We start from the raw sequence: 25,513 nt of genomic DNA on the forward strand, positions 1-25,513 counted from the left end.
TTAAATTTAAGGGGGGAGAACAATGGATATTCAAAAGCAGGAATTACTTTATGAAGGGAAAGCCAAAAAAGTCTACAAGACTACTGACCCGGACCTGTACTGGGTGGAGTACAAAGACGATGCAACGGCCTTTGACGGCAAGAAAAAAGGCACTATCATGAACAAAGGAATCCTAAACAACAAGATTTCTACCCATTTTTTCAATTTGCTGGAAAGCAAAGGGATACCAACTCACCTGGTGAAACAGGTCAACGACAGGGAGCAAATTGTCAAGGCGGCAAAGATTATCATGGTAGAAGTTGTTGTGCGCAATATTGCGGCCGGTTCTTTATCCAAGCGGATAGGACTGCCGGAAGGTACCATGCTGCCCAGGACGGTGCTTGAGTTCTATTACAAGGATGATGCCCTGGGTGATCCGCTAATTAACGAATACCATATCTATGCTCTTAATTTAGCTACGCCCGAACAGGTGCAAACAATTTCTTCCATAGCTTTGCAGGTGAACGACATTCTCAGAGAGTATTTAAAAGATAAAAAAATAGATTTAATTGATTTTAAATTGGAGTTTGGTATTCATAAAGGCGAGGTAATTCTGGCTGATGAAATTTCACCTGATACCTGCCGCTTCTGGGATGTGGAAACGAAAGAAAAACTCGATAAGGACCGTTTCAGAAGAGACCTGGGCAACGTGGAAGAGGCTTACCGGGAAGTGCTTAGAAGGCTCACGGGAGAGAGTATTTAAGCTTTGGCATATTTCCGGAAATGATTTACTTTGTATGCGGAGGAAGATAAAATGATCAAGGAAGATTACGGGCTCTCCTCGGACAAAGACGTCGAACCGGACCTGTTCCGGGCCGACAAACCAAGGGAAGAATGCGGAATTTTCGGTATTTTCGGACCGGATAAAGATGTTGCCCGCCTGACCTATTACGGGCTTTACGCCTTGCAGCACCGGGGACAGGAAAGCGCAGGTATTGCCACTGCTGACGGTAAAAACATCCTGCTGCATAAAAATATGGGCCTGGTGCCCGAGGTTTTTGACGAAGCCCGGTTAGACAGCCTGAAAGGACATGCGGCTATTGGACATGTGCGCTATTCCACCACTGGTTCCAGTTTAGTCACCAATGCCCAGCCGCTTGTGTGTTATTACCAAAAAGGTATGATTGCCCTGGCTCATAACGGCAACCTGACCAATGTCCACCAACTTCGCCCGAAGCTCATGGAAAGGGGTGCAGTGTTCCAATCTTCTATTGATACCGAAGTAATTGTAAACATCATAGCCAGACACAGCAACGTGCCTATTGAGAAGGCTATTACCAGGTGTATGGATGAAATAGAAGGCGCCTATTCCCTGGTGGTTTTGACCGGGGATAAGTTAATCGGGGTGCGGGACCCATATGGCGTCAGACCGTTGTGTCTCGGTAAACTGGGCGGCGCTTATATACTTGCTTCCGAATCCTGTGCCCTTGATACCATTGGGGCCGAGTTGGTCAGGGATGTGGAACCGGGCGAGGTAATCGTCATAGACAAAAACGGCATTAAGTCTATACATTACGGGGCAGCGGAAAGAAAAGGCCTCTGTGTTTTTGAGTTCATATATTTTGCCCGGCCCGACAGCGTTATTGACGGGTATATGGTCAATCAGGTTCGCCGTGAGATGGGTCGCCAATTAGCGAAAGAGTACCGTGCCGATGTGGACCTGGTGATATCTGTGCCGGATTCGGGAAATGCCGCTGCCCGGGGCTATGCCGAGGAATCAGGGCTGCCTTTTGAGGAAGGGCTCATGAAAAACCGTTATATCGGCAGGACCTTTATCCAGCCGACACAGGAATTGAGGGACCTGGCGGTACACCTGAAATTAAACCCGATCAAAAACATTCTCAAGGGGAAACGGATTCTGATGATTGATGACTCCATTGTCAGGGGTACTACCTGTAGCCGTATGGTTAAAATGCTCCGGGATACAGGAGTCAAAGAAATCCACATGTGTGTCAGTTCGCCGCCTATTTTATGGCCCTGTTATTATGGTATAGATACTTCCAACAGGAAAGAGCTAATAGCTGCCAAGATGTCCCTTGATGAAATAAGGCAATTCATCGGGGCCGACGGGCTCCATTACCTGAGCCTGGAAGGGCTCTTGAAAGCGTTCAATACCGTACCCGGTAAGTTTTGTACAGCCTGTTTTGACGGCGATTATCCCATTCCTATCCCCAAACCGGAGGAAATGGGAAAATTCGTTCTGGAATAGGAGGGGAAGGAAATGGAAGAAAAAAAAGGGATAACTTATGCCGATGCAGGTGTAGACATTACAGCCGGCAATGAGGCGGTAGAATTGATGAAGGCCCATGTCAAGAGGACCTTCCGCCCGGAAGTACTGACCGGCATAGGAGGGTTTGGCGGCTTATTTGCCTTGGATGCAGCCAAATATAAAAATCCGGTCCTGGTTTCCGGAACGGACGGAGTAGGTACCAAATTAAAAATAGCTTTTATGACGGGCAGGCATGATACCATCGGTATTGATGCTGTGGCTATGTGTGTGAACGACATCCTGGTGCAGGGAGCGGAACCCCTGTTTTTCCTGGACTACCTGGCAGTAGGGAAATTGGTTCCTGAAAAGGTAGCCGATATTGTAAAAGGGATTGCCGAAGGCTGCCGCCAGGCCGGGTGTGCCCTGATTGGCGGTGAAACTGCGGAGATGCCCGGATTTTATGCCGAAGACGAATATGATGTGGCCGGGTTTGTCGTCGGTATTGTTGACCGGGAGAAAATAATCGACGGCCATGCTGTTCAGCCTGGTGACAAACTGGTCGGTTTGCCTTCATCCGGACTCCACAGCAACGGGTTTTCCCTGGCCAGAAAAGTGCTGCTGGAAATAGGCGGTTTTGCCCTGCATGAGACACCGGCGCCTTTAACCAGGCCATTGGGCGAGGAACTTCTTGAGCCAACCCGTATTTACGTGAAACAGGTACTTCCCCTGTTGGAAAAACATCGTATTAAAGGGATGGCGCATATTACCGGTGGTGGCTTGACGGAAAACATTCCCCGTATCCTTCCCAACAACTGTAAGGTAGTAATTGACCCGTCGGCCTGGACAGTACCGCCTATCTTTAAACTTATCCAGGAGACGGGCCGCGTGGTAGACCATGAAATGCTGCGCACATTCAATATGGGCATAGGCCTGGTCATAATTGCGGCTCCCGACGAAGCGGAAGCTGTAATGCAGACCCTTGCCGCTAACGGGGAAAAAGCCGTTTATATAGGTGAGGTAGTACCCGGAGAGGCGGCTGTAGAATATAAGGGGGTATAACTATGGCCAAAGTAAAGCTGGGCGTGCTGGCTTCCGGCAGAGGCTCCAACCTGCAGGCAATCATGGATAACATTGATGCCGGGAAGCTATCGGCGGAAGTGGTTGTTGTCATCAGCGACAAACCAGGGGCCTTTGCCCTGGAAAGGGCCAGGAAAAAAGGAATTCCGGCTTTCTGGTTTGAACTGGCAAGTTTTCCAGGGAAAGCCGAATACGAGAAAGCAATAGTGGATACCCTGGTTCAGCATGGTGTTGACCTGGTGGTTCTGGCAGGCTATATGAAGTTGGTCGGTGAAGTGCTGCTACAGAGTTTTCCCAACCGGATAATGAACATTCACCCCGCTTTGCTGCCTGCATTTCCAGGGGCGCATGGCCAAAGGGATGCGGTAGAATACGGGGTCAGGTATTCGGGATGTACCGTCCATTTTGTAGACGCCGGCATGGATACAGGTCCGATTATCCTGCAGGCTGTCGTACCTGTCATGCAAGACGATGATGAAGACACTTTGGCTCAGAGAATACTGCAAGAGGAACACAAGATTTACTCCCAGGCCATTCAACTCTTTGCTGACGGTAAATTAAAGGTTGAGGGAAGAAAAGTGCGGATCAGTGACTAGGACGTTGCTGAAACCGGAAAAGGAGGAGTAAAGTTGAGCAGGAGAGCGATTATCAGTGTGTCAAACAAGGAAGGCGTTGTTGAATTTGCCCGCGCCCTGCACGGGCTGGGGTTTGAAATTGTGTCCACGGGCGGCACTTTCAAAACTATTAAAGAAGCGGGAATACCGGCCAAGTATGTTACTGAGATAACCGGATTCCCGGAAATCCTGGACGGCCGGGTCAAGACTTTAAACCCGTATGTCCACGGTGGTATCTTGGCGAAGAGAACCCCCGAGCATTTAGCCCAGTTAGAAGAACATAACATTGGTCCGGTAGATTTGGTTGCGGTGAATCTGTATCCTTTCAAGCAGACCATCAGCAAGCCGGACGTGACACTGGAAGACGCCATTGAAAACATAGATATCGGCGGGCCTACCATGGTAAGGGCGGCAGCCAAAAACTTTGAGCATGTTATCATTGTGGTGAACCCGGTGAGATACGGCCAGGTTATTGAAGAACTGAAAAAAGGAAAAGTAAGCAGGGAATTCAGAATGCAGTTGGCAGCCGAGGCCTTTACCCACACGGCAGAGTATGATACATACATCAGCGCCTATATGAACAACTTGGTACGGGAAACGACGGGGGAAAAGTTCCCGGCCAACCTCCATCTCAGCTTTGTCAAGGCGCAGGATTGCCGGTACGGCGAAAACCCGCATCAAAAAGCGGCTTTCTACCGGGACCCGCTGGCAAAAACGCCGGGTGTTGGAACAGCGCAGCAACTGCAGGGGAAAGAATTGTCTTTTAACAATATTATGGACGCCAATGCAGCCTTCGAAATAGCCAGGGAATTTACAGAACCCACGGTGGTCATCATCAAGCATAACAATCCCTGCGGCGTGGCCAGCGGCGCCAGTTTAGCCGAGGCTTACCGGCGGGCCTATGAAGCCGACCCTGTATCGGCCTTCGGCGGGATTGTGGGCATAAATACTACTGTGGACAAAGCTACAGCCGAAAAAATGAATGAGATTTTCCTGGAGGCCGTTATTGCTCCTGATTATACGGAGGAGGCTCTGGAAGTTTTTGGGGTAAAGGAAAATCTGCGGGTTTTGAAGACCGGGCAGATGCCCGAAGGGCCGCCTGCGGGCTACGATATGAAGGCTGTAAACGGCGGCTTGCTTGTTCAGGAATCCGATGCCGGGTCAATAACTGTTGATGACCTGAAAGTAGTGTCCAAAGCACAGCCTACCAGAGAACAATTAGAAGAAATGCTTTTTGCCTGGAAAGTTGTTAAGCATGTGAAATCCAACGCCATAGTAGTGACTAAGGATAAGTGCACATTGGGAGTCGGCGCCGGACAGATGAACCGTGTGGGTTCGGCCAGGATAGCCTTTGCCCAGGCCGGCGAAAAGGCGAAAGGGGCGGTGCTGGCCTCCGATGCCTTCTTTCCCTTCCGTGACACAGTCGACGAGGCCGCCAAAGCGGGAATTACGGCCATTATTCAGACGGGCGGTTCCCTACGGGACGAGGAATCCATCAAAGCGGCCGACGAGCATGGCATAGTCATGGTCTTTACTGGCATGAGGCATTTCAAACACTAAAAGGGGCCCGTGACAGTGGTGCGAATTTAAATAGTCACCACAGAGGACGCAGAGAGCACAGAGGAAACACAGAGAAAATGTGGTTTAAAAAAGTTTGCCACAAACCGTCCTCCGTTAGATCCCAACTTACTGTTTCACCATAGCTGTGGCTGGATATCAACTGACCACTGTCTCCGGGCTGTGAACAAAATTTCCGGCCGGTGGTGATGACCACTGGCTGTTTGCAGAGGTGAATAGCTTGAAAGTACTGGTTGTTGGCGGTGGCGGGCGTGAACATGCCCTGGTCTGGAAAATCAAACAAAGCCCAAAAGTGACAAAGGTCTATTGTGCGCCGGGAAACGCCGGGATGGCGCAAATTGCCGAATGTGTCACCATTTCCGTCGAGGATATTGACGGTTTGTTAACCTTTGCTCAACAGGAAGGCATTGATATGACCGTGGTTGGGCCTGAAGCGCCGTTAACCATGGGTTTGGTGGATAAATTTCGAGTCGCAGGTCTCAAGGTATTCGGGCCTTCCCGGCAGGCTGCGGAACTGGAAGGCAGCAAGGTGATGGCCAAGGAACTTATGTCCAAGTACAACATCCCCACGGCCAAATACGCCAAGTTTACTGATGCCGGGTCTGCCATCGAATATATTAAGGAAACGGGGGCGCCTTGCGTGGTCAAGGCTGACGGTTTGGCGGCCGGAAAAGGTGTGGTGGTGGCGCGGGATGAAGAAACGGCCATAAATGCCGTGCGCATGATGATGGAAGACAAAGCCTTTGGCCAGGCCGGGGATATGATTATCATTGAAGAATGCCTGGAAGGCGAGGAAGTAAGTATTTTAGCTTTTACCGACGGGGAAACGGTGGTTCCCATGGTGTCTTCCCAGGACCATAAAAGGGTATTTGATAATGACGAAGGACCCAATACCGGCGGCATGGGCGCCTATTCGCCCGCTCCCGTTTATACGGATGAATTACACCGGCAGGTGATGGAAAAGATTCTTAAACCCACCGTGCAAGGTATGGCCCAGGAGGGGCGCCTTTACGAGGGAGTACTCTATGCCGGCCTGATGATAACCAAAGACGGGCCGAAAGTCCTGGAATTTAACGTGCGTTTTGGGGACCCGGAAACCCAGGCGGTATTAACGCGCTTGGACAGCGATCTGGTGGAGATTATGGAGGCGGTAATAGACAAGCGTTTGCATGAAGTTAATATCAGGTGGAAACCGGAAGCGGCTGTCTGTGTGGTGCTTGCAGCAGGGGGGTATCCGGGTAGCTATAAAAAAGGCGACCCTATTACCGGGTTAGACGATGCGGCTAGAGAGGCCATTGTCTTCCACGCAGGAACGGGTTTACAGGATGGCCGCATAGTTACATCCGGAGGACGGGTGCTCGGTGTAACGGCCCTTGGCCCATCTATACCGGCGGCAATTGAAAATGCCTATAAAGCTGTAGGCAAAATCCATTTCGACAACATGCATTATCGTAAAGATATCGGTCAAAAGGCTTTACGACATCTATGAAACACATAAATTAATTGTTTCCTTTGTGTCCCAAATCACGGACCCGGCTGAATTGCCGTATGTGGCTCCAGCCACGGCTGTTATTGGCCTTAGCCGGTGATTTGGGGCATTTTACTTTCAACCCTGGCCCCTGTTCCAGTATGGACATCGGAAACCGTGGGCCTCAAACCATGCACGGCGATTTGGCCAAGTTCAGTGATTTCAAGTGAACGGAGTTCCACTAACCAATCTTGTGTATACTATTTTCTGAAAAAACGGTCTAAAATATGGTTAGTTTTTTATTTTAGCATATTAAAGAAGGGAAATATGTTTCATTGTGGAATTAGGTAAACCAAAAGAGATCATGGAGGGAGAACTTTGGTTGAATTCAAACTGAAAGATCCTTTGCTTGACCAACTGTTTGAAGCTGTGCTGCTGCTGGAAAATGTCGATGAATGCTACCGTTTTTTTGAAGATATATGTACGGTGGCCGAGCTCAAGGCCATGGCCCAGCGGTTGGAGGTGGCCAAAATGCTGCAGGCCGAAAAGACCTACGGGGAGATTGCTGAACGGACCGGGGCCAGTACGGCCACTATCAGCAGGGTGAAACGCTGCCTGAATTATGGTGCGGACGGATATAAGCTTGTATTGGAAAGGTTAAAATCTGAAACCGCCGCTGACAGACGGCAGCAGCTCTGTTCCAGGGATTTGAGCTCTTCCTTGGGGACACGGAAGAAAACATAGGTTCACAGGATAAAAATAACATGATGAAGGATTTTAGCAAAAAATGTCGAAATAATAAGAATTAGAAATATAGACTTTTAGTTTCAGGAAGGAGAGATGTAAACGGAAAAAATTATCGGTAAATTTTCTGATTACCTGCAAAGAGAATTGGGCTTAAGCAATGAACAGGCAGAGATTGTAACTTATGGTTTTGCTGTTTTTGTAAGCAATTTGGCCGGAATTGTCCTGATAGTCATTATATCCTGGCTGCTTGGAGTTGTTCAGTTGGCCCTGGTTGCGGCTTTTACCGCAGCCGGGCTGAGAGTACTGTCCGGAGGCGCTCATTCTGCCAGTATCAGGAACTGTTCTCTGCTGGGGGCTATAGTTTCTCCCACCATCGCAATCTTCTCGCGACTTGCTCACATCTATTTTTCCTCTCCTCTGCTTTCGGCACTGGTAACAGCAGTATGGTTGCTGGGTTTGTGGGCTGTTTATAAATATGCGCCTGCCGATACGCCCAACAAACCGATTACCGAAGAAAAAATGAAGAAGCGGCTGCGCAGATTATCACGGATGTATCTGGTTGCCTGGTTTATTCTTTGGGGCGGGAGCGCCTGCGGTATTGTAAACTTATTCAAATCCGATGTTATTTTGGCCGGCACCCTGGGACTGATGTGGCAGATTTTCAGCCTGACACCCTGTGGGTATCGTCTGGTGGCAATGGTGGACAGAATGTTGCCTTAGCCTCTGGAGAAAGGGGGAGGGAACCCATGTACAGAAGATTGCTGATGCTGGCTATTGCGCTGTTTACATTTCTGGCCCAAATAAGCGTGGTTTCCGCGTGTAATGTAAGCGGATACCAACCTTCGCTGCCCGAAGCACTGAGAAAATAAAGCTTGGTGATGTAAAACGCTGAATAAAAATATTTACCCATAGCTGTACTTGCAAAGGAGGCAATTATCGTGGAAGATCTCAGGGTGCTGGTTTTCTTTTACATCATAGAAGGCGCTCTGGTCGGTTATACCGGCATGGCGCTGATTGGCATCAGGCTAAACCTGAAACAGACTGTCATGGTAGGCCTGCTGCAGGGATTGCTGGTCTACCTGGTACGCGGTATTTATACCATTAACCAGTGGCCGTTAGGCACTCATACTGTGCTGAACCTGCTGGGGTTAATCATCATTTTGCGTCTGGTCGGCCGCAGGAACTGGGGTGCCAGTGCCGTGGCCGGCCTGGTGGGCTTTATTATTCTGATTCTTAGCGAATCAGCTACTTTCCCCTTTATTCTTAGTAAACTAAATATCACTATTGAAGATATAATGTCCAATACCTGGCTCCATATTGTCACCGGTTACCTGGGCGATGCGTTACTTATTTTGGCGTGTCTGTTTACTGCCTTTACCGGCCGGGCGCTGATAAATATTGAACACCTGGGCCGATAGGCTTAAAGCGACAGGTCAAGACTCCGGCCACCGCGGGAGTAGACAACTGTGAAATGGGGGTCCAGTGGTTAGCGGAGGAACAGTTATGATACCAGGATATAAAGTTGACAAAAAAATATTACTCCTTTTTTTGATACTGCTGCAGAGCTTTGTGGTGGTTGAGACGGGAATATGGACTTATTTTGCTCTGCATGAGAAAGTGGGCATTTCCCTGAGAACCGTTGGCATCCTTTCATTATCGGCCGGTATTGTACTGGGCGGCTGGTCTGTCCTGATGCTCAGGGAGGTTATCCGGCTGGCAGCCAGGGAACAGGAGGCCGAGGTGTACAAGGTTCATTTAGAGGAGAACCGGGAGCTCATTGATGTTTTGCGTTCTCACCGCCATGATTTTCTCAACCACCTGCAGGTGATAATGGGATGTATCCATTTGAACAGAGCGGAAAATGCCCTCAATTATATCAATGAAGTGGTGGATTCCCTGAAAAACGAATCCCTGATCAGTAATATGGAACATCCTGAAGTGGCTGCTTTGTTGTTTAAAAAGATGCACCATGCGGAACAGGATGGGATTCGCCTTGTTGTAAGGCCGGAATCGGATTTACGGGGCTTGGACCTTCCTGCAAGTGTTATTTCCAGAATATTGGGAAATTTAGTGGATAATGCTTTTTATGCCGTCAAGGATTTACCGGCAGAAGAGGATCGAACTGTAGAAATAACTTTCAGCGAAGACAGCCGGCGTTTTATTATCAAGGTTTGTAATAGCAAGCCTGCCATACCGCCGGAATTACAGGAAAAGGTTTTTCAGAAGGGCTTTACAACCAAGGGTCGTAATGGCAGCGGATTGGGTTTGTATATTGTCAAGGAGCTTACTGAAAAACACGGAGGGACTGTTGAACTAACCAGTAACGAAGAAAAAGGTACTGTTTTTGCAATCTGTTTTCCGAAAAATGTTCAGGCGCCAGAAGTATCTTGACATGTAAATACTTTAAATGGAGGAAAACCATGCTTTCACCGTCACAATTTAACCAAAAATCAGCATTCCTGATTATGGTAATTTTGCTACAAGTTTTAATTTTTTTTGTAAACGGGTTCTGGGGCTATTTTTCTTTGTACCAAAAAGTTGCCAAACCCATGAAGACTATGTTTGGCTTCTCGTTAGCAGCCGGGGTAGTTCTGGGAATAGCGGCCATTTACCTGGTAAGGGAAATTATCAGGTTGGCGAAAAAGGAAAAAGAGGCGGAACTAAACCAGGCCTGTTTAAAAGAAAGCCAGGAGCTGGTCGGTATTTTACGCACCCATAGGCATGATTTTTTTAATCACCTACAGGTGATCATGGGTTCTATTCAATTGGGCAAAAAGGATCATGCCCTGCAGTATATTAAAGAAGTGACCGATCGTTTAAAAACAGACACCTCAATAAGTAACCTGGAACATCCGGAAATAGCAGCCCTCTTGCTGAAAAAAAGACATAATGCCGAGTCAAGGGGGATTCGGTTTTCCGTTGACCTGAAATCAAAGTTACTTGGCCTAAAGATTTCTGCTATTACTATATCTCAAATTATCGGCAATTTGATTGACCATGCTTTGGATGCGGCAGAAAACGTATCCGCTGACGACAGGCAGGTAAAAGTTACATTTAGTGAAAACGGCGAAGGTTTCTTTTTGGAAGTTGCCTGCCGGAGACCGTTAGTACCGGAACAATTAAGAGATAAAATTTTTGAAAAAGGTTTTTCCGCCAAAGGTTTGGAAGGCAGCGGTTTAGGTTTACATACGGTAAAAAAATTGACAGAAAAACACGGGGGAACTGTCAGCTTGACCGGTAATGAAGAAGTGGGGACGGTCTTTACCGTTTATTTTCCCCAAAAACAGCCGGCTAATTAGATGCCGCATTGGGCACGCCGTAGGGTTTGCGTTACGGGGTGCTTTTTCTTTTTGGTAGGGAGAAAGGCAATTCCGCCTTGACACTTATGGGGATGTATGGTAAGATATCTTTATCACTTTAATATGTTAAAGTAGTAGAGGGGTGTGGATGATGTCCAGGAGTTTTAAAACCGAAATACCTTCCGGTGTGAGGGACCTGATGCCGGGCGAAGCTTGGTGCAAAAGGGAACTGGAAAGAGAGATCAGTGATATTTTCAGGGCCTGGGGTTACCAGGAGGTTGTTACGCCGGCCTTTGAATATTTTGATGTTTTAAAGATAGGTCAGCGGGACGAACAGTTAGACCTTATGTATAAGTTTATTGACCGGCAGGGACGGATTTTAGCCTTGCGTCCCGATATGACCACGCCAATAGCGCGGTTGACGGCATCGAGGCAAAAAAGGGGACCATTCCCCCTGCGGCTTTTTTATATAGCAAATGTTTTCAGCTATGAAGAACCGCAGGCCGGGCGCCAGAGAGAGTATTACCAGGCCGGAGTAGAGCTTATAGGTTCAAGCAGCCCCGAAGCTGACGCCGAGGTGCTGGCCCTTACCGTGGAAGTTCTTAAAAAAATCGGCTTGCAAAATTTCAAATTGAGTGTAGGACAAATAGATATTTTTAATGGACTTATGGAAGAACTGGAAGTTGCCGAAGAGGTAAAAAAAGAAATAAAAACAACTATCAGCAACCAAAACTTTGTAGGTGTGGAAGAAATATTACATAACCAAAAACTACCGGAGAAAGAGATTGATAAGGTGATGCAGATAATTACCCTCCGCGGAAGCCGGCGGGAACTGGAAAGTATAAGGCCTATGCTTACAAGCGCCAAAGCTTTGAAGGCTTTAGATAACCTGGAGGAAGTCTTTGCCGTATTAACTGATTACAGGCTGGACCGGTATGTCGACCTGGATTTGGGGCTGTTGAGGGATTTTGATTACTATACAGGTCTTGTTTTTGAAGGGTCGGCCCTGGGATTGGGGTTCCCCATTTGTGGGGGCGGTCGTTATGACGGTTTGCTTGGCCAGTTTGGTTTGCCATGCCCGGCTACCGGTTTTGCCCTGGGGATAGAAAGGATTATGCTGGCTCTGGAACGCCAGGGACATTCCCGGGATTTCAAAAACCTGGATTATATCATTGAATATGAAAGCCACCGGCGCCTGGAGGCCTTTGATAAAGCTGCCCAATTGAGAGCAGAAGGTCACCGGGTAGTTACAAGAGACAGAAGATCCGGTGTCCAACTGAATTCTGAGGATTCCATGTTCAGCGATGCAAAGGTTATTACCTTGGATTGACATTTATCAAAATCCATGCTATAATTTCATCATGTTAGCGCTTTAACGCGCTAAAGCGAAAGGGGTCCTGGTGTTTTATGGATGATTATTTATCTATAGCTATCCCCAAAGGCACACTATATAAGGATACGATCCGGGTTCTCAGGGAAGCCGGGCTCAACGTGGATGAACTGGAGACTGATTCACGGAAACTCTTTTTTGTCAACGAAGAAGACCGGGTAAAATATATCATTTGCCGCCCTACCGATATTCCCACTTTTGTGGAGTACGGGGCAGCGGATCTGGGGTTTGTCGGCAAAGATACCATCGTGGAACAGAACAAGGACGTTTACGAACTTCTGGATTTGAAATACGGGGCCTGCCGGTTCGTAGTGGCCGTTCCTGAAAAGACGGCCCAGGACGGACAATGGGAACAGATGACCCATGCCAGGGTAGCCACGAAGTTTCCGCGGGTGGCCCAAAATTATTTTGCTGCCGAAGGGAAGCAGATGGAAATTATCAAACTGCATGGCAACATAGAATTGGCGCCGTTGGTCGGCTTGTCCGAGATGATTGTGGATATTGTGTCCACGGGCCGGACTTTGCGGGAAAATAATCTGGTGGCTGTGGCTGAAATATTTAAGTCTACGGCCAGGCTGATTGCTAACCGGGTCAGCCACCGGCTGAAGAACAACAGAATCAATCCCTTGATTGGGCAGTTGAAAGAGGTTGTGGGAAAACTGAACGACTGAATAGGGCTGTAGGAAATTTGAACAGCTAAAGAAGTCTAAAGAAACGGGGGAAGGAAAAATGATCAGAATTTTAAAAAGCGGCCAGACCGAGGTGGAAAAGGTATTAAACAAAGTATATGAAGACCAGGCCGTTTATGAACAGCGGGTAAGCGAAATTTTAAAGGAGGTACGGGAGAGAGGCGACGAGGCTGTGCTGGAATACACGGCTCGCTTCGATAAAGCCCGCTTAACGCCGGAAACTTTACGGGTTTCGGAAGAAGAAATCGAAGAAGCTTACCGGGTTATTGATAAAGATGTTTTGCCTGCCCTGCAAAAGGCCCGCGACAATATTGCCGCTTATCACGAAAAACAACTGCAAAAGTGTTGGTTTGACCCAGAAGAGGACGGCACTGTCCTGGGGCAGTTGGTACGCCCCCTGGAACGGGTTGGCATCTACGTACCCGGGGGTACGGCATCCTATCCTTCTTCTGTGCTGATGAATGCCGTGCCGGCAAAGGTGGCGGGAGTTAAAGAGATTGTTATGGTCGCTCCCCCAACGGCCGGGGGCCGGATTGATCCCTATTCGATAGTTGCTGCGGCGGAGGCCGGAGTTACGGAAATATATAAAGTTGGCGGCGCCCAGGCCGTGGCTGCGCTGGCTTACGGGACCCGGACCATAAGGAAGGTTGACCTTATTACAGGCCCCGGTAACATATACGTTACCCTGGCCAAGAAGATGGTTTACGGCCAGGTAAATATAGACATGCTGGCGGGACCGAGCGAAATCCTGATCATCGCAGATGCCTCAGCAGATCCCACTTATGTGGCGGCTGACCTGCTTTCCCAGGCTGAGCACGATGTGCTTGCTTCGGCAGTTTTAGTTACTCCTTCCGAAAAATTGGCCCATGCCGTAAAAGCAGAAATTGAGCGCCAGGTATCATATTTGTCCAGGAAAGAGATTTTAACGGCTTCTTTGCGGGACTACAGCGCCATTATTGTGACTGACAGCCTTGCCGAAGCCATTGAAATGGCCAACACTTATGCGCCCGAACACCTGGAACTGGCCGTGGAAAAGCCTTTTGACATTTTGGGAAAAATCAAAAACGCCGGAGCTGTTTTTATGGGTCATTACACGGCCGAACCAGTCGGTGACTATTACGCCGGCCCCAACCATGTACTGCCCACAGGCGGTACGGCCCGCTTTTATTCTCCGTTAAATGTGGACACCTTTATGAAAAAAATTAGTATTATTGCCTATTCCCGGGATCGCCTGGAAAAAGTGGGCCAGGACATTGTCAAACTGGCAAAAGTGGAGGGTTTGGACGCCCACGCCAATTCCATCCAGGTAAGGTTGGATAAATTAGCAAAAAAATAAAAGCCAATTAGCGAAAAAAAACAGACAAAAAGGAGTAGTAATATGAGCATACAATTTGATGTCCGGACAAGGGTCAGGGAAGACCTGCGGGATTTGGTACCTTACGACACCCATCCCTATCCCAATGTCATCAGAATGGACTTAAACGAAAACCCCTATCCTTTTCCGGAAGCGGTTTGCCAGGAAATTATCAAAAAACTGAACAGCGATGTTTTTACCCGGTATCCGGACCCCGGGGCGGTCGAACTCAGGCAGGCTTTGGCAGACTATAACGGGGTGGCGCCGGATAACCTCATAGCAGGTAATGGCTCCGATGAGCTGATCCAGCTCATCTATTTAACCTTTGGGGGTAATGACAGGACTGTATTAATACCGGTACCTACCTTCTCCATGTTCAAGATTCATGCCCGTATTACCGGTACAGGCGTTGAGGAAATGCGGACCGGCGAAGACTTTGCCGTACCTGTGCAAAAACTTGTGGAACGGGCCCGGGCAGGGATCGACATCGTTGTATTGGTTTCGCCCAATAATCCCACCGGGACAGTGATTCCACCGGAAGACATCATGTATGTGCTCGAGAATACCAGCGCTCTTGTTATCGTAGATGAAGCCTATTTTGAATTTAAAAGGGAAACCATAGTTTCTCATTTAAACAGGTATCCCAACCTTATAGTATTACGAACTTTCTCCAAGGCCTTCGGGCTGGCGGGCATGAGGGTTGGCTACCTGATTTCCAACGAATCAGTAATTAAGGAACTGAACAAAATAAAACAACCCTTTAATGTCAATTCTTTTTCCCAACTGGCTGCCAGGACAGCTCTCAAATACAGGGAACTTTTTGATGAACAAATAGGGATGATTATTGAAGAAAGGGAAAAACTTTTCATGGAACTGCAAGGTTTAAGCGGTGTAACGGCTTTTCCCAGTCAGTCCAATTTCATCCTGTTCAGAACCCCGGTAAATTCGGATAAAGTGTATCAGGAACTGCTTAAAGACGGCATCCTGATCAGGAATTTAGGAAAAGTGCCTGGTTTGGAAGATTGTCTGCGGGTAACCATTGGGAAAAAAGAGGAAAACGCAATTTTTTTGGAGAAATTAGGTGTAATTCTAAGGGATAACAAGGAGTGATGGGTGTGGCTGGTAAAAGTAAAAAAGGGCATGGCAGGACGGCGGAATATACAAGGACTACCACGGAGACCGACATTCAGGTAGCACTGAACCTGGACGGGAAAGGAAGCTATTTCCTTGATACCGGTGTTCCTTTTCTGGACCATATGCTGGCCCTGTGGTCCAAACACGGGCTTTTTGATTTAGATATCACTGCCCAGGGTGATACAGGCATAGATGACCACCATACGGTGGAGGACATAGGCATCTGCCTGGGACGGGCTTTTGCCGAAGCCTTGGGGGATAAAGTAGGGATCCGGCGGTACGGTACTGCTTTAGTGCCCATGGACGAGGCCCTGGCTATGGCGGTAGTGGACCTGAGCGGGCGTGGTTTCCTTGTTTTTGATGCGCAGCTTCCCTGCCAGAAGGTGGGTGACTTTGACACCGAACTGGTGGAGGAGTTTTTACGCGCTTTTGCCGTCAATGCCGAATTAACCCTGCATGTGAAACAGATGGCCGGGAAAAATACCCACCACATTATTGAGGCCATATTTAAGGCCTTGGGCAGAGCCTTAAATGAAGCTTCGGCTATAGATGAAAACATTTCCGGCGTACTGTCAACCAAAGGGAGCTTGTAAGCGGAGGAACATATGATTGCTATTATCGATTATGGAATGGGTAATTTGCGGAGTGTACAAAAAGGATTTGAGAAGGTAGGCTTTCCTGCCGAGATTGTCACCGGGCCGGAGGCCGTTCTGCAGGCACAAGGCGTTGTTTTGCCAGGAGTGGGAGCCTTTGGCGATGCCATGCGGAACCTCAGGGCTGCCGGCTTTATTGAAGCTATCTACGAGGTTGTATCCCGGGGTACTCCCTTTCTGGGTATTTGCCTGGGCCTGCAGCTCATGTTTGAAGAGAGCGAGGAATGGGGCCTGCACAGGGGACTGGGTCTTTTTCCGGGCCGCGTCAAAAAGTTTCCTCCGGGCTTAAAAATTCCCCATATGGGCTGGAACCAGATAGAAATACAGCAAGAAACCCCTATTCTCAAGGGTATACCCGATAAATCAGCTTTTTATTTTGTGCATTCCTATTATGTTGATGCCGGAGAAGATGTAACGCTGGCCAGAACAGAGTACGGCATACCATTTACGTCGATAGCCGGAAACGACACTGTTTTTGGTATCCAGTTTCATCCGGAAAAGAGCAGCAAGTTAGGCTTGCAAATTTTAAAGAATTTTGGAGGTCTGGTATCATGTTAATCATTCCGGCTATAGACCTGCGCAACGGCAAATGCGTCCGGTTGGTCGAAGGCAGGCTGGACAGGGAAACCATATATTCCGATGACCCGGCAGAAATGGCCAGGAAATGGGCGGCCAAGGGAGCCAGGTTCCTGCACCTGGTAGACCTGGACGGAGCTTTTGCCGGTGAACCCAAAAATGTGGAAGCTGTCAGGAAGATCATTGCTGCTGTGGATATACCGGCTGAGTTGGGTGGCGGTATCAGGAACATGGATACCATTGATATGTACCTGGACATGGGGCTGAACAGGGTAATTCTGGGCACGGCTGCCATTTCTGATTCCCGGTTGGTGGAGAAGGCCTGCGCCAGGTACGGTGAAAGAATAGTGCTGGGTATTGATGCCAGGGACGGTTATGTGGCTGTTGAGGGTTGGGACCAGACGGCTGCCAAAAAGGCTGTGGACCTGGGCCGGGAAATGAAGGACCTGGGAGTCACCAGGATAATATATACCGATATAAAGAGGGATGGCACATTGAAAGGTCCTAACCTGGAAAGCACCAGGGAAATGGCGGAGGCCACCGGCTTGAAAGTAATTGCCTCCGGCGGTGTTTCTTCCCTGGAAGACCTGATTGCCGTCAGCCAACTGGAACCTTACGGCGTTGAAGCGGTAATTACGGGAAAAGCCCTTTATGATGGGCGTATAGATCTGGAAGAGGCGCTGAGGACAGTTAACAGTTGACAGTTGGCAGTTGACAGTTAACAGTTGGCAGTTGACAGTTGACAGTTAACAGTTGACAGTTAACAGTTGGCAGTTGACAGTTAACAGTTGACAGTTGACAGTTAACAGTTGGCAGTTAACAATTGACAGTTGACAATTGAGAATTGAGAATTGAGAATTGATAGTTGGCAATTGTCAATTGGAGCAACGATTGTTTCACCTTGCAGTGCCAACGCATTAAAGGAGAGTATACATATGCTAATGAAGCGAATTATTCCCTGTCTTGATGTGACAGGTGGCAGGGTAGTAAAAGGGACTAACTTTGTTAATCTTAGAGATGCCGGAGATCCCGTGGAACTGGCTGCTCTTTATGACCGGGAGGGCGCTGACGAGCTCGTTTTTCTGGATATTACCGCCTCTTCCGACGGGCGGGCTACTATGGTAGACGTGGTCAGACGCACGGCGGAAGAAGTGTTTATTCCTTTTACCGTGGGAGGCGGGATCAGGACCATAGATGATATGCGGTTGATGCTGACAGCAGGCGCCGATAAAGTATCGGTAAATACCGCTGCTGTTCAGAATCCGGCCCTTATTGCGGAGGGAGCCGGTAAATTTGGTTCGCAATGTATCGTGCTGGCGGTGGATGCCAAAAGTACGGGAGAACCGGGAAAGTGGGAGGTATATATCCACGGGGGCAGAACGCCTACCGGCATCGATGTGCTGGAATGGGTAAAGAAAGCAGAGGAATTGGGAGCGGGGGAAATCCTGCTGACCAGCATGGACCGGGACGGCACCAAAATAGGTTTTGACCTGGCACTGACCAGGGCTGTGGCGGAAGCTGTCAATATTCCTGTTATCGCCTCCGGAGGAGTCGGCAATCTTCAGCACATTGCTGACGGATTTCTGGAGGGAAAAGCCGATGCTGCATTAGCTGCCTCTATCTTCCATTTTGGCGAGTATTCAATCAAGGAGTGCAAAGAGTTCTGTATCCAACGAGGGGTGGCGATGAGACTTTGAGTTGTGAGGTAAATAACCTGAAATTTAATGCGGACGGACTGATTCCGGCCATTGTGCAGGATGTAAGAAGCAAAGAGGTTTTGATGCTGGCTTACATGAATGCGGAAAGTTTGCATAAAACCCTGGAAACCGGCGAAACCTGGTTTTACAGCCGCAGCAGGCAAGAGCTCTGGCACAAAGGGGCCACTTCCGGAAACATTCAAAAGGTTAAAGAGGTTTTTTATGACTGTGATGCTGATGCGCTGCTGGTTATGGTGGAGCAGCAGGGAGTGGCTTGCCATACCGGCGAAAAAACCTGTTTTCATAACAGAGTGGATGGAATTAAGGAAAATCAAGATGTTCAGGGAAATTGCTCACAGGTCAGAAATCAAACTACGGACAGGACACCAGCGGGAGCAGAGATACTCTACGAGGTATATGATGTCATTGCCGACCGTTATGTTGAACGGCCGGAAGGGTCTTATACTACATATCTGTTTAATAAGGGACTGGATAAAATACTGAAAAAAGTGGGGGAAGAAGCGGCCGAGGTAATAATCGGAGCCAAGAACAGGAACAAGGCAGAGGTGGTTTATGAAGTCGCCGACCTGTTGTATCATCTGCTTGTTCTGCTGAAGGAACAGGACATCAAACCAGATGATGTGTTTGCGGAATTGGGGAAGAGGCGGTAAACCTGATTGAAAACTTGAAAGGGACAGTCCCGGTTAACTGTTGGGATTGCCCCTTTTACTTTTACCTCACTATAATCGGCCATGGTTATTTTACGAGCCTACTTAAACTTTAAACCTACCGGTCAGGTTCTTTAATGCGGCAGCCATTTCAGCCAGTTCTTTCGAAGAAGAAGCTAATACATCGCTGATCGTATACATCTGTTCACTTGAAGCTGTTACCTCCTGGGCGGCAGCAGCACTTTCTTCGGCAACATAGGCTATGTTCTGGATGGATTTCTTTACTTCATCGCTGTTGGCGGCCATTTTTCCTGTAGCGGATGAGTTTTCTTCGGTAACCTGAGCCACCACATCTATGGCCTCAACAACCTCTGCGTTCTGACCGGAGATACGCTGGACAGCGTTTGAAATTTTGTGTATTTCGTCATTGGTTCGGGTCACATTGTTTAATATGCTCTCGAGGGCTTTGCCGGCATCAATGGCAAGATTTGCTCCTGTTTCAACCTCTGTTGTACTCTCATTCATGGCCAGGACGGCTTTGTCAGTGCCCTGCCTGATATTATTGACCAATTCGGCAATTTCTTTGGTTGCTTTGCTGCTTCGTTCCGCAAGTTTTCTGACTTCATCGGCAACTACCGCAAAACCTTTTCCGTGTTCACCTGCTCTGGCTGCTTCAATAGCGGCATTTAAGGCCAACAGGTTAGTCTGTTCGGCTATTTCATCTATAACCTGTATTATTTCTCCGATATGCTGCGACTGTTCACCAAGTTCTTTAATTTTGTCGGCTGCTTCAAATACCTTGGCCTTGATAGTTTCCATTCCGCCAACAACTTTTTCAACAACTTCACTGCCGGCACTGGCAACTTCAGATGTTTCCTCGGCAGTTTTGGCGGCATAACGAGCACTTGCGGCTACTTCCTCCACCTCGGCAACCATTTGGCTGATGGCCGACGAGGCCCTGTTTACATTGGTTGCCTGTTGATCGGCACCCTGAGCGATTGAATAAATGGCCTGGCTGAGCTCGTCAATGCTTTTCACTACTGCGGCAATTTCCTGGGTCTGGGTGGTATTACCCTTGGCAACTTCTTCAATTGCTTTGTTTACTTCTTCGTTGGACCTGCTGAGATTACCGGCGTTTTGGGTAAATTCATTGGCAGTATCGGACAATTTCAGACTGGCAGAAATGATGTCACCGATAATTTCTCTGATATTTGCTACCATTCTGTTGAAGGAAGAAGCCAAGATACCGAGTTCATCACCGGTGTCAACTTTGAGGTCAACGGTGAGGTCTCCTTTTTCAGCGCGCTCCATGGCATTTTTCAGGCGGAAAAGGGGTGAGGAAATGGTTCCGGCAATTATCCATGCCAGTACAAAGGCCAGCAGGAGAACAATCAGCCCTGTTATGATCTGTTTGACTATAAATCTGAAGGTAAGGTCATCGAGAAACTTTTTTGAAATACCGACATACCAGATACCGATTATCTGTCCCTCGGAATTCCGGATAGGCTGATATGCTGTCTGGTATTTCACCCCCACCACATCGGCTTCACCGTAATATGGCTCTCCCTTGCCGATAACAATGTCTTCAACTTCCTTGGATACAGTGGTGCCAACTGCCCGTTTGCCGTCTTTTTTTACAGTAGTGGCTATCCGGGTATTTCCCTGGAATATGGTGACTGTATCACCTGTCAATTCAGCAATTTTGTCAACTATGGCGAAATTGTCGTTCATCAATTGGGAACCCTTGTAAAGCTTTCCGTCTTTGATAGCCCAGTTGCCAGGGTATGTTTGGTCAATAATGGCCAGGCCGGTAGCCGAATCTGCTTTGGCTTTCTCCAGTACCGTACTGACAACTGCTTCCTTCATTGAAAAAACAGTAACCAATGTGATGGGAATAATGCACAAAATTACCAGAGCTACAAAAGCAAACAAAATTTTTTTACGGATTGTGATATTCTTCAAAAAAACCCCCCCTATTAAAAACCCCCCTGTTGAAAACCCCCTGTTAGGAGCTACGTTTTCCTGTTTTTCTGTTATGCGGGTCTTTACATATCACCTCCCGCGGAAACTACTACAAGGGATAACTGGCTTGGTAGTTTGTAAATATCGAAAAATTAAACTAATACCAAATTTCGACAAAAAAATACTAATTCCTGCAAAATTCAGTTCATTGGAAAAAAGTTGTTATACATAAATTTAAATCAACTGTAAAAACTAGAAAAAAATATCAAGGAGGCGATTTTATGGTAATGATGGGCGACCCCTTTGTGGGTAATGTGCCAAAGAAACTCTCCAGGGAAGAGTTGATACAGGCTTTGAGAGTGGACATTGCCGGGGAACTGGAAGCGATTATGGGCTATGATGCTCACGCGATGGCTACTGATGACCAGCGGGTAAAAACCATATTGTATTCCATTCGGGACGAGGAACGCCAGCATGTGGGAGAACTGCTGCGTTTGATGGAAATTTTGGATTCCCAGGAAGCGCAGTTTCTGGCCAAAGGCCGCCAGGAAGTGGAGCAACTGCTCAACCAAAAGGGGCAAACGAGACAACCTTACCAGATGCAGCAGGGACAGCAGGCCAGGCAACCTGCCCAGTCCCAGCAATACCAATACAGCCCTTACACGCTGCCCGGCATGCAAACGGGCCATATATTTCAGGAGCAGGTACAGGGTCAGCAAACCCCACAGTGGAACCAGGCCCAGCACCAGAACCAGAACCAGAACTTTAACCGGCACCATGGGGGTACAGACCACTAATGATTAAGCAACTGGTCCTAATTTATGTTGTTGTTGATAACCTCTCTCTTTTCGGGAGAGGTTGTTTTTGCTTAAGGTTAAATTTTGGCTATAATGTGATATAATAAAAAAAAACGCAGCCAAGTAGGTGGAGGAAATGCAGGAGTTATTTTTGTTGTTTATCGTCGGTATATTAAGTGGCATTTTTGGTGCGCTGTTGGGGTTAGGTGGGGGCTTTATACTGATTCCGGCCCTCACTATTGTTTTGGGTTTACCCATGCATCAAGCTATAGGCATCAGTCTGATCAGTGTAATAGCCACATCGACGGGAGCAGCCAGCCTTTACGTCAGGGAGGGCAAGGCGGACATCAGGTTGGGCATGGTATTGGAATTGAGTACTACTATTGGAGCTATTGCGGGGGCTTTAATAGCCAATATGGTTGACGGTTCTACCTTGCAGATATTATTTGGCCTCTTGTTGTTATATAATGCAGTTTCTATGGTCAGGCACCGGGAAGCGGCAGCGGCATCGGTCAATAGTGCCGGACGGTATTCCCGCTTGCCGGCAGGCCTTGCCGCATCCGGGCTGGCCGGGGTTTTGTCTGGCTTATTGGGTATTGGCGGCGGATTGATAAAAATTCCGGCCATGTATATTTTGATGGGGGTTCCTTTAAAAAGGGCTGTAGCCACAAGTAATTTTATGATCGGGGTTACTGCCTCGGCCAGCGGTTTTATCTTCTTTTTTCGTGGGTTGATTGACCCTGTTACCGCAGCGCCTTCAGCCCTGGGGGTTTTTCTGGGCGCCCGGCTGGGAACCCGTTTCAATGACAAAATTTCTGTGGCCGGCCTGAAAAAAGTATTTGTCGTCATCTTTTTATACCTGGCTGCAGACATGATATTAAAGGGGTTGGGGGTTAAGCTATGGTAAATCGTAATCAGGTCAATGTGAAGCTTAACAGTATTGTCAGCCAGGTATTGTCTGTCGGTTATTATGTCAGCATAATCATTACTCTGGCCGGGTTGATTCTCCATTTGGCCGGAGCGGGATCCTGGGCTGTTACAGTTATAAAAGCAGGTTTGTTCATCCTTTTGGCTACGCCGTTGTTGCGGGTGGTTACAGCCGTTCTTGTTTTTTATTTCATTGAGCAGGACAAAAAATATGCCCTGATTTCCCTGGCCGTACTTTTAATCCTGACGGTAAGTATTTTTATCGGCCGGGAGTTTTAGGAGGAAACAGGCTCCCTGGCAGCGAACTTCAGTGATAAGTAATCCGAATCTAATGGTGCAACAATTACACGGTGGAGAACTACAATTAGTCACTTTTGACATATTCAGGGAGGGAAAGTTTTGACTGAAGCTAATTTGAATCCGGAACAAAAGGAAGCTGTAGAATGGACGGAAGGACCGCTGCTTATTCTGGCCGGAGCGGGAAGCGGTAAAACAAGGGTGTTAACCTATCGGATAGCCCATTTAATACATAGGAAAGGGGTATTCCCCCGCAACATCCTGGCTATTACTTTTACCAATAAGGCTGCTCAGGAAATGAAAGAGCGGGTGGAACGCTTTTTGGGATATGATTCGCGGGACCTTTGGGTTTGTACTTTTCATTCGGCCTGTGTGCGTATTCTGAGAATGGAAATAGATAAGCTAGGGTATGGCCGGAATTTTGTAATTTACGATTCGGCAGACCAACAAACTTTACTGAAAAACTGTTTAAAGGAATTGAACATTGACGATAAAAAATATCCTCCCCGGGCCATGCAAGTTTTGATTAGTCAGGCCAAGAACGGCTTGCAGGACCCGGCGGCTTTTAAGCGGCAGGCCCAGGACTATTACCAGGAGGTCGGGGCGCGGGTTTATGAACTGTACCAGCACAAGCTAAAGGAAAATAATGCCATGGATTTTGACGACCTGATCATGAAAACCGTTGAGCTGTTTGAAAAGTTTGCGCAGGTTCTGGATTATTATCAGGAAAGGTTTAAATACATTTTAGTGGACGAATACCAGGATACCAACCACGCCCAATACAGGCTGATCAGGCTATTGGCAGCCAAATACAGAAACCTGTGTGTTGTCGGAGACGACGACCAGTCGGTATACGGGTGGCGCGGAGCCGATATTCAGAATATCCTTGATTTCGAGCGGGATTACCCGGAAGCTAGGGTAATCAAATTGGAACAGAATTACCGCTCCACAAAAAACATCCTGGCGGCGGCAAATCACGTGGTCAAAAGGAATATAGGCCGGAAAGAAAAATCCCTGTGGACGGAAAATGAGGAAGGCCTGCTGCCTGTATTTTTCAGGGCCCAGGACCAATACCAGGAGGCCTATTATATAGCTGAACGCATTTATCGCCTGCATCTTGAAGAGGACAGGCCTTACCGTGATTTTGCCGTACTTTACAGGACCAACGCCCAATCCAGGGTAATTGAGGAAGTTTTCATCAAGAATGGGATTCCGTATACCATCGTAGGCGGTTTGAAGTTTTATGAGCGTAAGGAGATAAAGGATATCCTGGCTTACCTCCGTGTGATATCCAACCCGGCCGATAACATTAGCCTACAGCGGATTATCAATGTGCCCAGGCGAGGGATCGGTGACACCACTATGGGTAAGATTGCAGAATATGCCAATTACCAGGGAATTTCGCATTACGAGGCGCTGATCCGGGCAGAGGAAATACCGGGGCTTACAGGAAGGTCACTGTCAACGGTAAAGAATTTTGGCCAATTGATAGAAGCTTTTAGGCAGCAGGCCCGGCATTATTCTGTAACTGAACTGGTTAATGAAGTGTTGCAGCAAACGGGGTATATTCGGGAACTGGAAGCAGAAAAAAGCGTAGAAGCGCAAACCCGCCTGGAGAATATTAAGGAATTCCTATCAGTGACCAAGGAATTTGACGCCAGGGCCGCTGAAAACCGGTTGGAAGACTTTCTGGCGGAGGTATCACTGATTTCCGATGTGGATGAATATACGGAAGGGGCCGATGCCGTGGTGTTGATGACACTGCATAGCGCCAAGGGCCTGGAGTTTCCCGTGGTGTTTATTGCCGGTATGGAAGAGGGGATCTTCCCACATTCCCGGTCAATGCTGGACAACAGCCAGTTGGAAGAGGAACGCCGCCTGTGTTACGTAGGGATCACCAGGGCCAAAGAGCGGTTATACCTTACGGCTGCCTGGGAAAGGAACCTTTTCGGTAACACCATGTTTAACCCTGTATCGAGATTTATCGAGGAGATACCCCCTACCTTACTGGATACGGAAGGTGGCGAAAGGCGCCGTCACGAACAGGAGTCCCGGGAAATGTTCCGGGGTTCACGGGATAACGATAGGCGGAGATCTTTTGCTGACAGGGCCCATGTTTCGCCCGTGGGAAGTTACAAAATAGAGGACAGGCCAAAAGAAAGTTTCTTTGACCTGGGTGATAAAGTACAGCATAGCAAATGGGGCGTGGGCGTGGTTGTTGCCGTCAACGGCAAGGGGGAGGATGCCGAATTGAGTATCGCTTTTCCCGACCTGGGCATTAAAAAGCTGATGGTACGATACGCACCCTTGAAGAAGGTTTCGGGATAAAAATATCTTT

General features: G+C 48.1%; 26 protein-coding genes. 25 read left to right on the forward strand and 1 reads right to left on the reverse strand.

What is annotated here, in order from left to right; genetic code table 11:
• Positions 1-22: 22 nt before the first annotated feature.
• The 21 genes from purC to hisIE all read left to right on the forward strand — a co-directional run bounded on the left by purC (position 23) and on the right by hisIE (position 19,195).
• Complete coding sequence (purC, locus tag ACSNJE_RS12405) at positions 23-742, forward strand: phosphoribosylaminoimidazolesuccinocarboxamide synthase (RefSeq protein ID WP_013119714.1); 720 nt, start codon at positions 23-25, stop codon at positions 740-742.
• A gap of 51 nt (positions 743-793) precedes the next feature.
• Entirely contained in the window at positions 794-2,248 is a 1,455-nt protein-coding gene (gene purF, locus ACSNJE_RS12410; RefSeq protein ID WP_495252773.1) for an amidophosphoribosyltransferase, read from the forward strand.
• A gap of 12 nt (positions 2,249-2,260) precedes the next feature.
• Entirely contained in the window at positions 2,261-3,307 is a 1,047-nt protein-coding gene (purM, locus tag ACSNJE_RS12415) for a phosphoribosylformylglycinamidine cyclo-ligase (protein ID WP_495252774.1), read from the forward strand.
• 2 nt (positions 3,308-3,309) lie between these two features.
• Complete coding sequence (gene purN, locus ACSNJE_RS12420; RefSeq protein ID WP_052218450.1) at positions 3,310-3,921, forward strand: phosphoribosylglycinamide formyltransferase; 612 nt, start codon at positions 3,310-3,312, stop codon at positions 3,919-3,921.
• A gap of 33 nt (positions 3,922-3,954) precedes the next feature.
• The gene (gene purH, locus ACSNJE_RS12425; RefSeq protein ID WP_052218451.1) at positions 3,955-5,499 is read left to right on the forward strand and encodes a bifunctional phosphoribosylaminoimidazolecarboxamide formyltransferase/IMP cyclohydrolase; all 1,545 of its coding nucleotides are present in this window, start codon (positions 3,955-3,957) and stop codon (positions 5,497-5,499) included.
• A gap of 238 nt (positions 5,500-5,737) precedes the next feature.
• A complete protein-coding gene (gene purD / locus ACSNJE_RS12430) occupies positions 5,738-7,006 on the forward strand; it encodes a phosphoribosylamine--glycine ligase (protein ID WP_495252775.1) in 1,269 nt (422 codons plus the stop codon).
• 357 nt (positions 7,007-7,363) lie between these two features.
• Positions 7,364-7,729, forward strand: a complete 366-nt coding sequence (locus ACSNJE_RS12435) for a YerC/YecD family TrpR-related protein (protein ID WP_052218453.1) — start codon at positions 7,364-7,366, stop codon at positions 7,727-7,729.
• A gap of 114 nt (positions 7,730-7,843) precedes the next feature.
• The gene (locus ACSNJE_RS12440; RefSeq protein WP_282432069.1) at positions 7,844-8,452 is read left to right on the forward strand and encodes an accessory gene regulator ArgB-like protein; all 609 of its coding nucleotides are present in this window, start codon (positions 7,844-7,846) and stop codon (positions 8,450-8,452) included.
• A 26-nt stretch (positions 8,453-8,478) separates the two neighbouring features.
• Positions 8,479-8,601 (forward strand): cyclic lactone autoinducer peptide, encoded by a 123-nt coding sequence (locus tag ACSNJE_RS12445; protein WP_083436911.1) that lies wholly within the window; start codon positions 8,479-8,481, stop codon positions 8,599-8,601.
• A gap of 69 nt (positions 8,602-8,670) precedes the next feature.
• Entirely contained in the window at positions 8,671-9,150 is a 480-nt protein-coding gene (locus ACSNJE_RS12450; RefSeq protein WP_495252776.1) for a hypothetical protein, read from the forward strand.
• An 85-nt stretch (positions 9,151-9,235) separates the two neighbouring features.
• A complete protein-coding gene (locus ACSNJE_RS12455; protein WP_495252777.1) occupies positions 9,236-10,123 on the forward strand; it encodes a sensor histidine kinase in 888 nt (295 codons plus the stop codon).
• A gap of 29 nt (positions 10,124-10,152) precedes the next feature.
• Positions 10,153-11,031, forward strand: coding sequence for a sensor histidine kinase (locus ACSNJE_RS12460; protein WP_052218457.1), 879 nt, complete (start codon positions 10,153-10,155; stop codon positions 11,029-11,031).
• Between the two features lie 151 nt (positions 11,032-11,182).
• On the forward strand, positions 11,183-12,361 hold the full coding sequence (hisZ, locus tag ACSNJE_RS12465) for an ATP phosphoribosyltransferase regulatory subunit (RefSeq protein ID WP_495252778.1): 1,179 nt from the start codon (positions 11,183-11,185) through the stop codon (positions 12,359-12,361).
• Positions 12,362-12,438: 77 nt separating this feature from the next.
• The gene (gene hisG / locus ACSNJE_RS12470; RefSeq protein ID WP_052218459.1) at positions 12,439-13,092 is read left to right on the forward strand and encodes an ATP phosphoribosyltransferase; all 654 of its coding nucleotides are present in this window, start codon (positions 12,439-12,441) and stop codon (positions 13,090-13,092) included.
• Positions 13,093-13,150: 58 nt separating this feature from the next.
• Positions 13,151-14,446: a histidinol dehydrogenase gene (gene hisD / locus ACSNJE_RS12475; RefSeq protein WP_495252779.1), complete on the forward strand. Its 1,296-nt coding sequence runs from the start codon at positions 13,151-13,153 to the stop codon at positions 14,444-14,446.
• Between the two features lie 42 nt (positions 14,447-14,488).
• Entirely contained in the window at positions 14,489-15,574 is a 1,086-nt protein-coding gene (gene hisC, locus ACSNJE_RS12480) for a histidinol-phosphate transaminase (RefSeq protein ID WP_495252780.1), read from the forward strand.
• Positions 15,574-16,191 (forward strand): imidazoleglycerol-phosphate dehydratase HisB, encoded by a 618-nt coding sequence (gene hisB, locus ACSNJE_RS12485; RefSeq protein ID WP_049771595.1) that lies wholly within the window; start codon positions 15,574-15,576, stop codon positions 16,189-16,191. Before hisC ends, hisB begins: the two co-directional genes overlap by 1 nt.
• A 12-nt stretch (positions 16,192-16,203) precedes the next feature.
• The gene (gene hisH / locus ACSNJE_RS12490; protein ID WP_052218462.1) at positions 16,204-16,809 is read left to right on the forward strand and encodes an imidazole glycerol phosphate synthase subunit HisH; all 606 of its coding nucleotides are present in this window, start codon (positions 16,204-16,206) and stop codon (positions 16,807-16,809) included.
• Positions 16,803-17,528, forward strand: coding sequence for a 1-(5-phosphoribosyl)-5-[(5-phosphoribosylamino)methylideneamino]imidazole-4-carboxamide isomerase (gene hisA / locus ACSNJE_RS12495; protein WP_013119728.1), 726 nt, complete (start codon positions 16,803-16,805; stop codon positions 17,526-17,528). Before hisH ends, hisA begins: the two co-directional genes overlap by 7 nt.
• Before the next feature lie 234 nt (positions 17,529-17,762).
• On the forward strand, positions 17,763-18,524 hold the full coding sequence (hisF, locus tag ACSNJE_RS12500; protein WP_013119729.1) for an imidazole glycerol phosphate synthase subunit HisF: 762 nt from the start codon (positions 17,763-17,765) through the stop codon (positions 18,522-18,524).
• A complete protein-coding gene (gene hisIE, locus ACSNJE_RS12505) occupies positions 18,521-19,195 on the forward strand; it encodes a bifunctional phosphoribosyl-AMP cyclohydrolase/phosphoribosyl-ATP diphosphatase HisIE (protein WP_013119730.1) in 675 nt (224 codons plus the stop codon). The genes hisF and hisIE overlap by 4 nt, the downstream gene beginning before the upstream one ends.
• Before the next feature lie 102 nt (positions 19,196-19,297).
• Here the strand turns inward: hisIE and ACSNJE_RS12510 are convergent, their stop codons facing one another.
• Positions 19,298-21,154, reverse strand: coding sequence for a methyl-accepting chemotaxis protein (locus tag ACSNJE_RS12510; protein ID WP_495252781.1), 1,857 nt, complete (start codon positions 21,152-21,154; stop codon positions 19,298-19,300).
• 281 nt (positions 21,155-21,435) lie between these two features.
• On the opposite strand from ACSNJE_RS12510, the gene ACSNJE_RS12515 reads away from it, so the two are divergent.
• From ACSNJE_RS12515 to pcrA, 4 genes are all read left to right on the forward strand, one after another.
• Complete coding sequence (locus ACSNJE_RS12515; RefSeq protein WP_461569529.1) at positions 21,436-21,951, forward strand: demethoxyubiquinone hydroxylase family protein; 516 nt, start codon at positions 21,436-21,438, stop codon at positions 21,949-21,951.
• 136 nt (positions 21,952-22,087) lie between these two features.
• On the forward strand, positions 22,088-22,858 hold the full coding sequence (locus tag ACSNJE_RS12520) for a sulfite exporter TauE/SafE family protein (protein ID WP_474774584.1): 771 nt from the start codon (positions 22,088-22,090) through the stop codon (positions 22,856-22,858).
• Positions 22,852-23,157, forward strand: coding sequence for a DUF1634 domain-containing protein (locus tag ACSNJE_RS12525; RefSeq protein WP_052218467.1), 306 nt, complete (start codon positions 22,852-22,854; stop codon positions 23,155-23,157). Before ACSNJE_RS12520 ends, ACSNJE_RS12525 begins: the two co-directional genes overlap by 7 nt.
• Before the next feature lie 120 nt (positions 23,158-23,277).
• On the forward strand, positions 23,278-25,503 hold the full coding sequence (pcrA, locus tag ACSNJE_RS12530; protein WP_495252782.1) for a DNA helicase PcrA: 2,226 nt from the start codon (positions 23,278-23,280) through the stop codon (positions 25,501-25,503).
• Positions 25,504-25,513: the final 10 nt, after the last annotated feature.

This window comes from Thermincola sp. GK-1 (assembly GCF_059412445.1).